Raw genomic sequence first — 14575 nt, forward strand, 5'->3', positions numbered from 1 at the left:
CGGCCGGCCCCCGGACAGGCCGGGCGGCCGGCCGCGGCCGGAGGTCAGCCGGTCCGGAACTTCGCGCCGCCCAGGGTGTACCAGGAACTGAACGGCTTGCCGTCGGCGCTGTAGGCGTGGGAGAGGACGCCGTCGGTGCCGATGGCGAAGACTTCGGCGGCGTTGAGGCCGGACTCGTAGACGGCGGACGGGGTGCCGGTGAACTTCCAGGCGGTGTTCAGGGACTCCCAGCCCTGCCAGGGGCCGGCGTTGAGGTTGTAGGTGTGGTTGAGGACGCCGTCGGTGCCGATGCCGAACAGCTCGACGGCGTTGGTGGTCGCGTTGTACACGGCCGCGGGGCTGCCCTTGAACCGGAACGAGGGCCCCAGAGTGCTCCAGCCGTTCCACTTGGCGTCGTTGAAGAGGTAGTTGTGGGAGAGGACGCCGTCGGTGCCGGTGGCGAAGACCTCGGTGACCTTGTTCACCGGGTTGTAGACCGCGCTCGGGTCGGAGGCGAAGCGGAAGCTGCCGTCGAGGACGTCCCAGGTGGTCCAGGGCTTGCCGTCGGTGGAGTAGCTGTGGGAGACGACGCCGTTGGTGCCGGTGGCGAAGACCTCGGCCGTCCGGGTGTCCGGGTTGTAGACGGCGGACGGGGTGCCGGTGAACTTCCAGGCGGTGTTCAGGGACTCCCAGTCCTGCCAGGGGCCGGCGTTGAGGTTGTAGGTGTGGTTGAGGACGCCGTCGGTGCCGATGCCGAACAGCTCGATGGCGTTGGTGGTCGCGTTGTACACGGCCTTCGGGCTGCTGTTGAAGCGGTAGTCGGAGCCGAGGACGTCCCACCCGCTCCAGGAGGCGGCACCGTTGAAGTGGTAGTTGTGGGAGACGATGCCGTCGGTGCCGGTGGCGAAGACCTCGGTGACCTTGTTGACCGGGTTGTAGACCGCGGTGGGGCTGCCGGTGAAGCGGAAGGAGTTGTCCAGCGACTCCCAGGGCGTCCAGCCCGGGCCCCCCTTGGTGTTGTAGGAGTGGACCATGATCCCGTCGGTGTTGACCGCGAAGGCCTCGGCGGTCGCCGTGTCGGGGTTGTACAGCGTTGCGGCCGTCGGTCCCGAAGCGGCGGCGGCCGGGGTCGGTGCCGGGACGCCGAGCGCGGCGACGATGCGCTGGCCGTCGGCCGCCTGCTGTCCGTAGCGGTCGGGGTACGCCGACCGCTGGACGTTCTGGCACACGGTGCCGATGTCCTGGGACTGCCAGGACCCGCCCGGGTAGGTGCGCTGCATCGCGTTGATGAACGCCGTGGTGGACCAGGCGGGGTCCAGTCGCTGCTGGGTCGAGCCCCAGAAGTCCTGCTGCTGGAAGAGGCCGACGCTGGTGTGGTCCAGCACGTTGGGGTTGTTCTCCAGGGTGCTCTCGACGATGGCTGTGGTGACCGCGATGACGGCGGCCCGCTCCGGCAGGCCGAGGCCGCGGACGGTGGTGACGACGGCCCGGGCACAGGAGACGCGGTAGGCCGTCATGGCGTGCGCCAGGGAGCCGGTGAGCTGCTGGTTCAATTGCGCCGCGACGGCCGCGTCGGCGTCGGTGATCGTCCCGCAGGAACGATTCGGCAGCAGTGCGTAGGCCGGCCCGGTGGTGGCGGTGACCGTGCCGGTGGCTGCGACGGCGGTCAGGGCGAGCGTGGACAGGCTCAGACGAAGGCGACGGTTCACGGGATTCTGACTCCTGGTTGGACGTGGAAGGGTGGAACGGTCGGGCGTGGACGGGCCACGGAACAGGCGTGGCCGGAGGCGGGCGCGGCCGGAGGGAGGGACGAGCGGCGGCCCGGGCCCGGTCGGCGAGCCGACTCGAGCCGGGACCGCGGGTCGGTGGCGTGGTGCTCAGCCGGTCCGGAACTTCGCGCCGCCCAGGGTGTACCAGGGGCTGAAGGGATTGCCGTCGGCGCTGTAGGCGTGGGAGAGGACGCCGTCGGTGCCGATGGCGAAGACTTCGGCGGCGTTGAGGCCGGACTCGTAGACGGCGGACGGGGTGCCGGTGAACTTCCAGGCGGTGTTCAGGGACTCCCAGCCCTGCCAGGGACCGGCGTTGAGGTTGTAGTTGTGGTTGAGGACGCCGTCGGTGCCGATGCCGAACAGCTCGACGGCGTTGGTGGTGGCGTTGTACGCGGCGGTGGGGCTGCCGTTGAACCGGAACGAGGGGCCGAGGGTGCTCCAGCCGTTCCACTTGGCGTCGTTGAACAGGTAGTTGTGGGAGACGACGCCGTCGGTGCCGGTGGCGAAGACCTCGGTGACCTTGTTCACCGGGTTGTAGACCGCGGCGGGGTTCGACGCGAAGCGGAAGGTGTCGTCGAGGACGCTCCATCCGGTCCAGGGCTTGCCGTCGGTGGAGTAGTTGTGGGAGACGACGCCGTTGGTGCCGGTGGCGAAGACCTCGGCCGTCCGGGTGTCCGGGTTGTAGACGGCGGACGGGGTGCCGGTGAACTTCCAGGCGGTGTTCAGGGACTCCCAGTCCTGCCAGGGGCCGGCGTTGAGGTTGTAGGTGTGGTTGAGGACGCCGTCGGTGCCGATGCCGAACAGCTCGATGGCGTTGGTGGTCGCGTTGTACACGGCCGTCGGGCTGCCGCCGAACTTGAACGTGGGACCCAGGGTCTGCCACCCGCTCCAGGAGGCGGCACCGTTGAAGTGGTAGTTGTGGGAGACGATGCCGTCGGTGCCGGTGGCGAAGACCTCGGTGACCTTGTTGACCGGGTTGTAGACCGCGGTGGGGCTGCCGGTGAAGCGGAAGGAGTTGTCCAGCGACTCCCAGGGCGTCCAGCCCGGGCCGCCCTTGGTGTTGTAGGAGTGGATCATGATCCCGTCGGCGTTGATGCCGAACGCCTCCGCCGTCGCGGTGTCGGGGTTGTAGAGGGTGGCGGCCGAGGGCGCGGACGTCGACGGCGCCGGGGTCGGCTCGACCGGTACGGTCGCGTCGTCGACGACGCTGGTGTTGCGGACGGGGGTGTAGCCGTTGCCCTTGATGTAGTCCGGGAAGTACGGGTACGGGATCGTCCGGTGGTGCACGCCGGTGCCGCTGAACTCGTACCCGACGTAGGAGGTGTGGGCGGCGTCGGCCCAGCGGTCGAACAGCACGATGTGGCCGTCCCTGCCCGCCGCGTCGTTCAGCAGCGCGTCCCCTGCCCGGAGTTCGTTCTTGTCGATCCGCTGCGCCACCCCGGCCGGGATGAAGCGGGTGGTGTCCAGACCGGGCGTGCCCAGCTTCCAGGCCATCGAGGCGTAGCCGGAGCAGTCCCGCCGGTACCCGTTGTAGTAGCCGCTGCCGCTGTACACCAGGCCGAGCGACACCCAGGACTGGGCCCTCGCCAGCACCTCGGAGCGGCTGATCGCGGGCCCGGTCTGGGCCACCAGCGGAGCGGACGTGCCCTGCCCCGGGTTGACGGCGCGGACGCCGTCGCCCGACAGGGCGTGCACCGGCGCGGTGCCGAGGGCGAGCGAGACGAGCCCGGCCGCGAGCAGGGCCGAGGCGGCTCGGACGGTGGGTGTGGCGATGCGCATCAGCGTCTCCTGAGGAGGGTTCGTGGGCCGCCCCGGCGGTGCCCGCGGACACGGCGACGTGTCCCGTACGGGCCGCCCGGTGGCGGGTGAGGTCTACCGGGAGCGGCAGTCGGGTGCCGAACGGCTCGGCCCGGCCCCGTTCGCCGCCGGCTCAGCCTGGCCGGGCGACGGCACGGGCCGCCTCCGTGCCGACCACGGAAAGCCGGCGGGCGCGGCGGCCACGGATCAGTACGGATCACCACTGACCGTCAGGGATCCGTCCTGGTCAGCCCGGATCACCACGGATCACCACGGAGGAGAAACACGGACCACCGCGGAGCTGTGCCACCGATAATGAGTCCGTGTCCACACCATTGATATCGACGCGGGAAACCGACGTACTCGTCCTGCTCGGACAGCACCTCAGCAACGCGGAGATCGCCGTACGCCTGTCCATCTCGGTCCGCACGGTGGAGTCCCACGTCTCCTCCCTGTTGCGCAAGTTGGCCCAGCCCGACCGGCGGGCGCTCTCGCGCCACGCGCTGGGCCGGGAACCGGGCGCGTCCGACCGGCCTGCGCCAGAACGGCTCCCGTCAGTCCTACGCCCGGATGGCCGGCCCGCGCCCGGGCGTCCGGTGGCCGAACGCCCGGGACCCTTACTGCCGGTGCCGTTGACGGCGTTTGTCGGGCGCGCGCGGGAACGCGCGGACCTGGCCGCCGCGATGACGGCGCATCGGCAGCTGACCGTCCTCGGCCCCGGCGGGGTGGGGAAGACCCGGCTGGCGCTGGAAGTGGCGGCGGACGTCGCCGGTGAGTTCCCCGACGGGGTGTGGTTCGTCGACCTGGTCCCGGTGACCGAGCCGGACCGGGTGGCGGCCGAGGTCGCGGCGACCCTCGGCGTCGCCGAGGAACCCGGCCGAGACGTCGACCTGGCACTGCTGGAGTCGCTGGCGGACCGGCGGGTCCTGCTGGTGCTGGACAACTGCGAACAGGTCCGGGACGGCGTGGCGCCCTTCCTCGAGCGGCTGCTGACGGCCTGTCCCGGGCTTCGGGTGCTGGCGACGAGCCGGTCCCGGCTGCTGGTTCCGTTCGAGCGGGTCTTCCCGGTGGCCCCGTTGTCCCGGGAGGGTGGCTGGGGATCCGACGCCGTCGCCCTCTTCACCGCCCGGGCGGGTGGGCTCGGGCTGCCGCCCGGTCCGGCCGAGCTCGACGGCGTCGTGGACATCTGCGAGCGGCTGGACGGCATGGCGCTGGCGATCGAGCTGGCGGCGGCGCGCTGGCCGACGCTGGGCCTGGACGGTCTCGGGGCGGGGCTGTCCGACCAGTTGCGGTTCCTGGCCGGCGGCCCGCGCGCGGACGACCGCCACCGGTCGGTACGGGCGGTGCTGGACTGGAGTCACGAACTGCTGGAGCCCGTCGACCGGGCGCTGCTGCGGCGGGTGTCGGTGTTCGTCCTGCCGTTCACAGCCGGGGCGGCGGTCGAGGTGGCGGGCTTCGCCCCGCTGGACCCGGTCGCCGTCGCCGACGGACTGGGCCGGCTCGCCGAGCAGAGCCTGCTCACCGCCGTCCCGTCCGCGCACGGCACCCGGTACCGGGCGCTGGAGACGATCCGCCAGTACGGTGCCGAACGGCTCGACGAGGCCGGTGAGTCGGCCGACGTGCGCTCCCGCCACCTGGGGTGGTGCCTGGACGGCGCGCACGAGCTGGTGCGGACGGCGGACGAGGACGGGCGGGCCGGGTTCGACGTGCTGGCGGACGAGCTGCGGTCCGCGCTGGCCTGGGCCGCCGGGCGGCCGGAGCGGCGCGCGGACGCCCGACGGCTCGCCCTGGCGCTCGCGGGGGCGGCCTTCGAACGCAACCTGCTCGGCGAGTCCCAGCAGCGGTACGAGCAGGCCGCCGTCCTCGCCGCCGACGGGACCGACGCGGCCGAGGCCCTGCGCCGGGCGGCAGCCGTGGCCGGCTGCCGACGACTCGGCGACGAGATGTACCGCCTGCATCGCGCCGCCGCGGCCGCCGCGCTCGACGCGGGACACAGGGCCGCCGCCGGCCGCGACCTGGCCACTGCCGCCACGGTGGCGGTCCGCTTCGCCGGCGAGTTCGAACAGGCACCCCCCGCCGAGGTGGTGGACGCCCTGCTCGCCGAGGCCCGTTCGCTCTCCGACGACTCCCCGGCCGGAGGCGCGGCCCTCGCGCTGGCCGAGGTGGCCGTGCACGGTGACGCCTTCGGTACGGCCCCCGTCGGCCCGGCCGATTCCGGCGCGAGCGTCCCCCTGGCGGCTGCCTCCGTGACGAGCGCGTCAACGGCTGCCGTTCCCGCGCCGGACGTCGTCGCGCGCGCCGAACGCGCCGTCGCCCTCGCCCGGCGCGCGGGCGACCCGGTGGCGGAGTCCGCCGCGCTGGACGCCCTCGCCGGAGCCTGGAGCCGTGGCGGTGACGCCTTCGCCGCGGCGGCCGCGACCCGACGCCGGATCGACCTGCTGCGGACGCTGCCGCAGGCCCCGGCCGTCACGCACGAGCTGCTCGACGCCCTCGCCACGGGCATCGGGAACGGCTTCGGTGTGGGCGACCTGGAATGGGCCGGCCGGTGTGCCGGACAGCTCGCCGAGCATCGGCTGCTGGTCGAGGCAGGAGCGTGCGCGCGGTCCTGGCTGCTGGTCGCCGACGTGCTGGCCGGCCGGGTCGAGAAGGCGCTGGAGACCGGTGACCACCTGCTGGAGACCTGGGAACGGATCGGGTTCCAGCGGTCGTTCTCGCTCGGCCCGGCCGCCGCCGCGGTCGCCATGGTGCACGGTCTGCGAGGCGACCACGAGGCCCGGGCGACCTGGCTGGCCCTCGCCGGCCGGGCCGGCACACCGAAGCACAGTCACGGTTACGAGGCGGTGTTCGACGCCGTGGTGCTGCTCCACCACGGCCGGCCCGACGCGGCGCTGGGGCGTCTGGCGGCGCGGCCGGGCGAGGCCGGCACGCCGGTCTCATCGTTCTGGCTGCACTGGTCCGTGGTGCTCCGGGCGGAGGCCTCGGTGCTCGCGGGGCGTCCGGGGGCCCGCGAGCAGCTGGACGCCGCACGGGTGGCTGTCGCCGGCAACGCGGCCGCCACCGCCCACGTGGACCGCGCCGAGGCCCTGGCGGACGGCGACCGGGAGCGGCTGCTCGCCGTCGTGGCCGCCTTCGAGGCGGCGGACTGCCCGTACCAGGCGGCGCTCACCCTGGTGCTGGCCGGGGGCGACCACACGGCCGCCGGCGAGCGGGCGCTCGCCGGACTGGGCTTCGCGCCGCCCGGCACGGATGGGCTTCGGCTCCCGTGATGTCACACGGTCGGGCGCGGGTGGGGCGCTCCGGTGGGCCCCCGGTCACCGACCACGGTCGGGGCCGCGTGCTGCGGCGGACCTGACCGGACCTGGTCGATCGGACCCTCGCTGCGGCGGCTGCCGCGTGCGCGCCTGCGGCAGCCGCCGGGTCGGCACGTGCGGCGGGCTCGCGGCGGTGCAACGGCCCGGGTGTCGGCCCGCCCCCCGTGAACTGGGCCGGCCGCGGCCGGTCAGGGCACCAGGACGAGGCGGCCGCGCAGGCCGCCGGCCGCCAGGCGGTGGTGGGCGGCCGCCGCCCGGTCCAGCGGGAGGGTGTCCGCGACCCGGAGGGTCAGCTCCCCGCGCCCCGCCAGCGCCGACAGTCCGGCGAGCGCGGCGCCGTCGGCCGCCACCCAGACGTGGTCGACCCGGACGCCGCGCAGCCCGAGCGGCGCCGCGCCCGCCGAGACCGCGACGAAGCAGCCCCGGTTGCGCACCGCGCCGAGCGCCGCGACCCCGAGCAGTGCGGCGTCCAGCGCCCCGTCCACGCCGCCCGGCACCAGCGACCGCACCTCGGCGGCCAGGTCGGCGGCGCCGCGCGGCACGACCAGGTCCGCGCCCGCCGCGCGGACCGCCGCCGTGTCGCCCTCGCCCGCCACCGCGACCACCCGCAGGCCGCGCCGCGCCGCCAACTGGCCGGCGAACCCCCCGACGCCGCCGGCCGCACCGGTGACCAGCAGGGTCGCCCCGGCCGGCAGGGCGAGCAGGTCCAGGGCCTGGAGGGCGGTCAGCCCGTTCAGCGGCAGGGTCGCCGCGGCCTCCGCGGACACCCCCGCCGGGGCCGGGGCGAGCGCCGAGGCGTCGAGCACCAGGGCGTCGGCGTAGGCGCCGAGCGGGACGTCCAGCCGGTCGCGGAGCCCGATCACCCGGTCGCCGGGCGCGAACCCGGACACCCCGGGGCCGAGGCGGTCGACGGTTCCGGCGGCGTCCCAGCCGATGCCGACCGTCTCGCGCGGCCCCATCAGCCCGGCCGCCGCGAGCGCTCCGGACCGGGTCACCGCGTCCACCGGGTTGACCCCGGCCGCCTCCACCCGCAGCCGCACCTGGCCCGGGCCGGGTTCCGGGTCGGGCACCTCGATCAGTTCCAGGACCTCCGGGCCACCGAACCGGCGGACGACCACGGCACGCATCATGCTCTCCTCCCTGGGGCCGGCCCCGTCCGGTTTCCGGCGGGGCTTGCGAACACCCGCCAACCTAGGGAGAGTTGCTCTCCAACAGGAAGTACGCACCTCGGAGTGCGTACCGCACGGTGAGGAGAGCCGATGGCGACCACGACCGCCGCCCAGCGCCGCGCGGCCGAGCGGGCCGGCTTCGACGCGTACCTCGCGGAGTGCCCGGCCCGGCAATTGCTGGACCGGATCGGCGACAAGTGGGTCAGCCTGATCGTCAACGCGCTGGCCGACGGCCCGCAGCGGTACAGCGACCTGCGCCGCCGCCTCGCCGGGGTGAGCGAGAAGATGCTCACCCAGACCCTGCGGGCGCTGGAGCGGGACGGTCTGCTCACCCGGACGGTCACCGCGTCCGTCCCGGCCCGGGTGGACTACGCGCTCACGCCGCTGGGCGCCGGACTGCTCCCGCTGCTGCGGGCGATCAAGGACTGGGCCGAGGAGAACATGCCCGAGGTGCTCGCCCACCGGGCGGCCCACGACGGCGCCGCGGCCGCTCGCTGAAGGCGCCGCAGGGCGGCCCGGTGGGGGAGCCGGTGCCGGTGCCTGTGCCGGGACGGGAACGGGTCCGGCGGCGGTTCCGCGGTCCTGCGCCTACTGCGGCGACGTCGGGTCGATCTTCCGCAGCGGCTGCACGCCGGTCCGGCCCTCGGGGCCGCCGGAGGGCGAGCCGTCGAGTGCGCGGCCGGGTGCGTGGGCGTGGGCGAGGGCGAGGGCCTGGTCGACGCGGTCGGCGAGCGTGGGCCACGGGCGGCAGTCGACCACGGGGAGCGCGTGCCTACGGGCCTCGGCGGCGAGCCAGCGCGAGTACCGCGCGCTGACCTCGGCGCGGTCCGTCTGCGCACCGCTCCCCGGTTCGCGCGACGCGTAGTTGGCGGCGATGCGGACGGCGTCGCCCTCGTGCAGGAAGACGGCGCGGACGTCCCGGCCGGCGGCCCGGCCCAATGCGACCGCCCGGGCGCAGGCGGCCGGGGTGAGGTAGTCGCCCTCGAACACGGCCGGGACGGGAACGGTCAGCCGGTTGCGCACCACCCCGATCACGGCGGGCTCCAGCGCCTCGGCGGTGGCGATCTGCAGCGCCAGCACCCGCTCGGGCGGCGGGGTCCCCTCCGGTCGCTCCGGGGCGGCGGGCTCGTCGAAGTGGTGCAGGGCCGGGTGCTGTTCGGCCGTGGTGAGCTCCTGGACGGCGCCGACCACGTCGTCGAACTCCACGACGAACGCGCCGGTCGCGGCGGCGATCCGGGCGGCGGCCAGGCTCTTCCCGACACCCGAGGCGCCGCCGAGCAGTACGAGGTCCCAGCGTGGTTCCGGCATCCGGTGACACTATCGCGCGGGAACCGGCCGGATCACCCCGATTCCGCCCCGTCGTCGTCGTCACCCCGGATCGGTCCGATGTGGTCGAGGCGTTGCTGCCAGGTCGTCAGCAGGCGCTCCAGCGCCGACGCCTCCTCGGCGGTGAGCACGCCCAGCAGGCGGTGCTCGTTGCGCATGTGGGCGCTGACCGCCACCCGCCCCGCTCGGGCCCATCTGCTCGGCGCGCTGGTCGGCCTGGCCGGTGTCGGGCTGATGCTGCTGACGCGGGCCGAACCGGTGAGCCTGCCCGGACTCGCCGCCTCGGCGGCGGCGATGCTGGTCTCCTCGCTCGGCTACGTCCTGGCCGGCCGGTGGCGGGACGACGTGGACGTCCTCGCCACCACCGCCTGGCAGCTGACGGCCGGCGGGCTGGTCCTGCTGCCTCTGGCCGTGGCCTTCGAGGGCGCGCCAGAGGTGCCCAGCGGCCGGGAACTGCCGGCCTTCGGCTACGTCGCGGTGGTGGCGACCGCACTGGCCTTCGCCGCCTGGTTCGCGGGGCTGCGGCACCTGCCGCCCGGCACGGTGGGGCTGCTGGGGCTGCTCAACCCGCTGACCGGTGTCCTGCTCGGCACCACGGTCGCGGGAGAGAGCCTCGGCCCGCTCCAGTGGTCCGGGCTGGTCCTGGTCCTCGGGGGAGTCGCGCCCGGGACGCCCGGGACGCCCGGGACGCCCGGGACGCCCGGGACGCCCGGGGCGCCCGGGCGGGCCCGGTCGATCAGGCCGCGGTGACGGGGCCGGCCGGGGCGGGCGCCCGGTCCTGCTCGGGGTCTCCGGGCCGCGCCGGGGCGAGGAAGGACGGCGTCACCAGGGCGGTTGAGGCGTTCGGAGCATTCACGGCCGCGGTCCCGTTGCGGCCGGCCGGGCGCCGTTGGACGGTCGCCGCATGACGACCTCACGCGCACGCGGCGCCTCCCTGGCGGCCCCGGCCGCCCTCGCCCTCCTCCTCGCCCTCCTGCTCCTGGCCCCGGCCGCCTCGGCGGCCTCCGCCGCCCCGGCTCCCGTCCCGCCCGCCGGGCCCGCCGCAGGCACCCCACGACTGGCCGCCTGCAACGTGGCCGGGAGCCGTCAGCCGGGTGACACCCTGCTGCAGACGCGGGTCGAGGCCTCGGGGAGGTTCATCGGGCAGTACGCCGGCTACACGATCACCAAGGTCGAGGTCGTGACGGTGCTGGGCACGCCCCTGTGCATGACCATCATCGACAGAGGCCCCGGCACCGACCGCGTCTCCCTGACCATGGAGCAACTGATCGGCACGATCAGGATCTTCGCCAAGCGCAACTAGTACTGCAACGGTCTTTGCCGTGACGGTTGGGCAGGTGGGTCGTTGGGCTGGTCATGGGTGGGGAACGCGTTCAGGCCCGGTCGTGGGCTGGTGAACTGAAGGCTCTGCATGAGCGGTTTGTGCACCGCTTCTCCAGGTCGGAGCCGCGTGAGACGGCCCTTGCCTATATGCGGGGCCTGATCGCTCCGCTGGAGCGGAAGAACGGCTGGACGCTGGCGGAGGAGGCCGGGCATGCGGGTCCGGACAGGGTCCAGCGGCTGCTGAACCGGATCGACTGGGACGCGGACGAGGTTCTCAACGACGTGCGGGAGTACGTCGTTGAGAACCTCGGCGATCCGGATGCGGTGCTGATCGTGGACGACACCGGGTTCCTGAAGAAGGGCGACCGGTCGGCCGGTGTCCAGCGGCAGTACTCCGGCACGGCTGGCCGGACGGAGAACTGCCAGGTCGGAGTCTTTCTGGCCTATGCGTCCTGTCGCGGTCGCACCCTGATCGACCGGCGTCTCTACGTGCCGGCGTCCTGGACCGAGGACCGGGACCGGTGCCGGCGGGCCGGCATCGACGACACGGTCGTCTTCGAGACCAAGGTCGCAACAGCCAGGGCGATGGTCCGACGGGCCATCGCGGAGAAGATCCCGTTCGGGTGGGTGACCGCGGACGCCGGCTACGGCTTCTCCAAGAGCTGGCGCTCGGAGCTGGAGCGGGCTGACGTCTTCCATGTCATGGCCACCACCCGGCACGACACCGTCGTCACCCGCTGGGCCATGGACCATCCCGTCCATGACCTGTTTCCCGGGCTGCCGCGGCAGAAGTGGAAGCGCCGCTCCTGCGGCGACGGCGCCCACGGACCCCGCGTCTTCGACTGGGCCCGAGTCGAGGTCCGCCCCTGGCACCGAGACGACTGCCGTCACTGGGTGATCGCCCGCCGCAGCGTCCGCAGGCCTGAGGAGATCTCCTACTACATCGCTTACTGCCCCGCGGAAACCACCCTCGACCAGCTGATCCACGTCGCCGGCAGCCGGTGGGCAGTCGAGGAGTGCTTCCAGACCGCGAAGCAGGAGTGCGGCCTGGACGACTACCAGGTCCGCCGCTACCCCGGCTGGCACCGACACATGACTCTCGCCCTGGCCGCCCACGCCTGCCTCACCGTTCTGCGGGCCCGCGAACTGGACGCCGGCAAAGCAGAAACGGATCCTCCGGCCTCGTCCCCCTCAGTCTGCCCGAGCTCCGACGTCTGATCACCCGACTCACACACCGGCAGGCCACCCCCGTCGAGCATGTCCTGCACTGGTCCCACTGGCGACGCCGCCGACAGTTTCAGGTGAGCTTCCCCCGTTGTGAGGGAGGTGCTGATTACCTGGTCAGTGCGGGTGTCGGTGGTTCGAAGGCCGCCCGTTCGGCCGTCGCCTGATCGGCGTGGTACTTCGCCTCGTATTCGTCGGGGCTGAGCCAGCCGAGGCCCTTTTGGATGCGGCGGGTGTTGTACCAGCCGTCGATGTAGGCGAACAGGGCGAGGTCGGCGTCGGTGCGGGTGGCGAAGGTGGCGCGGCGGACGCACTCGGTCTTCAGGACGCTGAAGAAGTTCTCCGCGAGGGCGTTGTCGTAGGAGTCCCCGACGCTGCCCATGCTCGGCTCGATTCCGGCTTTGAGCAGGCGGGTTGTGAGTTTGATCGAGGTGTACTGGCAGCCGTGGTCGCTGTGGTGAACCAGTTGTCCGGGCTGGACGGGCCGGCCGTGGAGGGCGTATTCCAGGGAGGTCAGGACCAGGTCCGCGTCCGCCCGTTCGGAGGTGTGCCAGCCCACGATCCGGCGGGAGAAGGCATCGCGGATCGAAGCGAGCCACCACGGCCCTTCCCCGGTGGGGACCAGGGTGATGTCGGCGACCCACAGCTGGTTGGGGGCATCGGCAGTGAAGTCGCGTTTGACCAGGTCCGGAGCCGGTTCGGCGTTGTTGTCGCGGCGGGTGAAGCTGCGGGGCCGGCGTGGGCTGACGCCTTGCAGGCCGGCTTCGCGCATCAGGCGCTCGATGCGTTTGCGGCCAGTGCTGACTCCTTCGCGCCGAAGGACGGCGTGGACGCGCGGGGATCCGTAGGTGCCGTCCGACTCGGCGTGGACGCGGCGGATGCGTTCGGTCAGCTCGGCGTCCCGGCGGGCGCGGTCGCACGGCTGGTGGGCGGTCCGGCGCCAGCGGTAGTAGGTGGAGGCGGGGATGTGCAGTTCCCGGAGGACGGGCTCGGCCCCGAAGCGGTCCTGATGCTGGTCGATGAGCTTCAGTACCGTCGCCGGGTCGGGTCGAGCTCCTGGGCGAAAAAAGCCGAGGCGGCTTTGAGGATCTCGCATGAACGCCGCAGCTCAGCGTTCTCCTTCCGCAGCGCGGCCAGCTCCTGCTTCTCCGTGGTCGTCAGCCGGTCGTCCCGCTCGCCCTGGTCGGCCTCGTCCTGACGGATCCAGTTCCGCAGGGCCTCGGGATGCACCCCGAGCTCTCCGGCCATCCGGCGGATCACCGGCTTCGGGTCCGCATCGCGGTACATCTGGACCGCACGCCGACGCAACTCGGGCGGGTACTTCATCGGAGCAGCCATCACACAAGGCTCCCTTCTCACGGCACATCAGGCCATGAACGGCAACCTTCCGCATGTCGGGGGAAGATCAAGGCCCGACTCAGCCACTACAAACAACGCGGCCACCTGCCACCCGAAACTGCCCAACCATCAGAGCAAAGACCGTTGCAGTACTAGAGGAATTGCTGGAGCTCTTCTGACACGGTCGGGCCACGGCCTGTTGCCAACCTCTGATCCGAACGGCGATTTTCGCGCGGTTCTCCCCGCGCGGGTCATGCCGCCGCCTTGCGGGGACCTCACGCCTCAGGCCTGCCAGCGTCGACCGCCGGCTGGCAGGCGAATGGCATCGACATCCCCCGGTCAGGTGCAGTGGAACGCGGACGATGGCGTTCGGTTCGTCGGTGCGCTTGTAGGTCCGGTGGAGTGGGAGGCAAACCTTCAATCGTCGAAGACGTTGGCCAGCCGTCCTTCTGCAGGGGTCTTGCCTTGGGAAGCGGAGCGGTCGGCGAGAAGGCACAGCTGTGCCGGGGTGAGCCCGGCAAGGTCGCGGAAGTCGCGGTTCATGTGCGCCTGGTCGTAATAGCCACACAGAGTTGCCCGGTCAGCTAGTGACCGGCAGGCGTCGGACCCCAAGGTGAGCGCCCGCTGAAACCGCAGTATTCGGCTGACGGATTGAGGCGGGAGCCCGATCTGCTCGCGGAAGAGCATTTGTAGCCGTCGGCGGCCACGGCCTGTGGCGGCGGTCAGCTCTTTGGCGGATACCTGCCCATGGCAGGCACGCAGTCGGCTCCATGCTTCGGCAACGACGGGCGAGGGCGGGGGAGCATCTACCATCAGACACGCCAGGGCGTCGTCGATGACCGCCCAGCGCCCTTCCCAGTCCGGCCTCGCCTTGAGCTGCTCGGTGAGCCCGGTCGACCAGCCGGTACCCAGCACCTCATCCGGGTGCAGGCGAGCGTTGGCCACGTGGTGCAGTGGCAGCCGCAGACACTGGTACGCCCCAAGCGGAGTGAACTCCACCTCGACCGCCTCAGCGACACCCCCGAATCCGCCTCTGACAGACGTTGTCTGCAGACCGGCGAGCAGTGCATGCCAGGTCGTTCGCTCCGCCGGGTCACCCCCGACCTCGTGGAAGAGACTCAGAGGTCATCTCATTTGGGCAGTTGGGTAGGCTGTCGGTTGTGGTGGGGATTGTTGAGCGGCTGGTGCCGGATGAGTTGTGGGAGCTGTTCCAGCGGGTGGTGCCGGATGCGCCGTCGCGGCCGCAGGGTGGTGGCCGGCGTCGGCATGGCGACCGTGAGGTACTCGCGGCGATCGTGTTCGTTGCCACCTCGGGCTGTACCTGGCAGCAGTTGCCCGC

The 14575-nt window shown here is 72.8% G+C and carries 14 protein-coding genes; 6 read left to right on the forward strand and 8 right to left on the reverse strand.

Annotated features, from left to right (window positions below):
- Positions 1-44: 44 nt before the first annotated feature.
- Entirely contained in the window at positions 45-1688 is a 1644-nt protein-coding gene (locus tag AB0469_RS29500) for a hypothetical protein (protein WP_366454482.1), read from the reverse strand.
- 168 nt (positions 1689-1856) lie between these two features.
- Positions 1857-3527, reverse strand: a complete 1671-nt coding sequence (locus AB0469_RS29505; RefSeq protein ID WP_366454483.1) for a hypothetical protein — start codon at positions 3525-3527, stop codon at positions 1857-1859.
- Between the two features lie 341 nt (positions 3528-3868).
- Here AB0469_RS29505 and AB0469_RS29510 point away from each other — a divergent pair, with 341 nt between their 5' ends.
- Positions 3869-6811 (forward strand): LuxR C-terminal-related transcriptional regulator, encoded by a 2943-nt coding sequence (locus AB0469_RS29510; protein WP_366454484.1) that lies wholly within the window; start codon positions 3869-3871, stop codon positions 6809-6811.
- 233 nt (positions 6812-7044) lie between these two features.
- Here AB0469_RS29510 and AB0469_RS29515 read toward each other — a convergent pair whose 3' ends face one another.
- A complete protein-coding gene (locus AB0469_RS29515; RefSeq protein ID WP_366454501.1) occupies positions 7045-7983 on the reverse strand; it encodes an NADP-dependent oxidoreductase in 939 nt (312 codons plus the stop codon).
- Between the two features lie 132 nt (positions 7984-8115).
- Here AB0469_RS29515 and AB0469_RS29520 point away from each other — a divergent pair, with 132 nt between their 5' ends.
- Positions 8116-8523 carry a helix-turn-helix domain-containing protein gene (locus tag AB0469_RS29520; RefSeq protein WP_366454485.1) on the forward strand — a complete coding sequence of 136 codons (408 nt, stop codon included), beginning with the start codon at positions 8116-8118 and terminating at the stop codon, positions 8521-8523.
- Positions 8524-8613: 90 nt separating this feature from the next.
- Here AB0469_RS29520 and AB0469_RS29525 read toward each other — a convergent pair whose 3' ends face one another.
- The gene (locus AB0469_RS29525; protein WP_366454486.1) at positions 8614-9333 is read right to left on the reverse strand and encodes an AAA family ATPase; all 720 of its coding nucleotides are present in this window, start codon (positions 9331-9333) and stop codon (positions 8614-8616) included.
- 32 nt (positions 9334-9365) lie between these two features.
- Positions 9366-9509: a hypothetical protein gene (locus AB0469_RS29530; protein ID WP_366454487.1), complete on the reverse strand. Its 144-nt coding sequence runs from the start codon at positions 9507-9509 to the stop codon at positions 9366-9368.
- On the opposite strand from AB0469_RS29530, the gene AB0469_RS29535 reads away from it, so the two are divergent.
- From AB0469_RS29535 to AB0469_RS29545, 3 genes are all read left to right on the forward strand, one after another.
- Positions 9508-10101: an EamA family transporter gene (locus AB0469_RS29535; RefSeq protein ID WP_366454488.1), complete on the forward strand. Its 594-nt coding sequence runs from the start codon at positions 9508-9510 to the stop codon at positions 10099-10101. The genes AB0469_RS29530 and AB0469_RS29535 overlap by 2 nt on opposite strands.
- A 154-nt stretch (positions 10102-10255) precedes the next feature.
- Positions 10256-10654 carry a hypothetical protein gene (locus tag AB0469_RS29540; RefSeq protein WP_366454489.1) on the forward strand — a complete coding sequence of 133 codons (399 nt, stop codon included), beginning with the start codon at positions 10256-10258 and terminating at the stop codon, positions 10652-10654.
- A gap of 53 nt (positions 10655-10707) precedes the next feature.
- Complete coding sequence (locus tag AB0469_RS29545) at positions 10708-11892, forward strand: IS701 family transposase (protein ID WP_366454490.1); 1185 nt, start codon at positions 10708-10710, stop codon at positions 11890-11892.
- A gap of 115 nt (positions 11893-12007) precedes the next feature.
- Here AB0469_RS29545 and AB0469_RS29550 read toward each other — a convergent pair whose 3' ends face one another.
- The 3 genes from AB0469_RS29550 to AB0469_RS29560 form a co-directional block, all read right to left on the reverse strand.
- Positions 12008-12994 carry an IS3 family transposase gene (locus tag AB0469_RS29550; RefSeq protein WP_366454491.1) on the reverse strand — a complete coding sequence of 329 codons (987 nt, stop codon included), beginning with the start codon at positions 12992-12994 and terminating at the stop codon, positions 12008-12010.
- Positions 12925-13236 carry a transposase gene (locus tag AB0469_RS29555; protein ID WP_366454492.1) on the reverse strand — a complete coding sequence of 104 codons (312 nt, stop codon included), beginning with the start codon at positions 13234-13236 and terminating at the stop codon, positions 12925-12927. The genes AB0469_RS29550 and AB0469_RS29555 overlap by 70 nt, the downstream gene beginning before the upstream one ends.
- A 417-nt stretch (positions 13237-13653) precedes the next feature.
- Positions 13654-14181: a helix-turn-helix domain-containing protein gene (locus tag AB0469_RS29560; protein ID WP_366454493.1), complete on the reverse strand. Its 528-nt coding sequence runs from the start codon at positions 14179-14181 to the stop codon at positions 13654-13656.
- A 206-nt stretch (positions 14182-14387) separates the two neighbouring features.
- On the opposite strand from AB0469_RS29560, the gene AB0469_RS29565 reads away from it, so the two are divergent.
- Positions 14388-14575, forward strand: a 188-nt coding sequence (locus AB0469_RS29565; protein ID WP_366454502.1) for a transposase, incomplete at its 3' end; no start/stop codon positions are given.

The sequence above is a fragment of the Streptomyces sp. NPDC093801 genome, assembly GCF_040701585.1.
GTDB lineage: Bacteria > Actinomycetota > Actinomycetes > Streptomycetales > Streptomycetaceae > Streptomyces.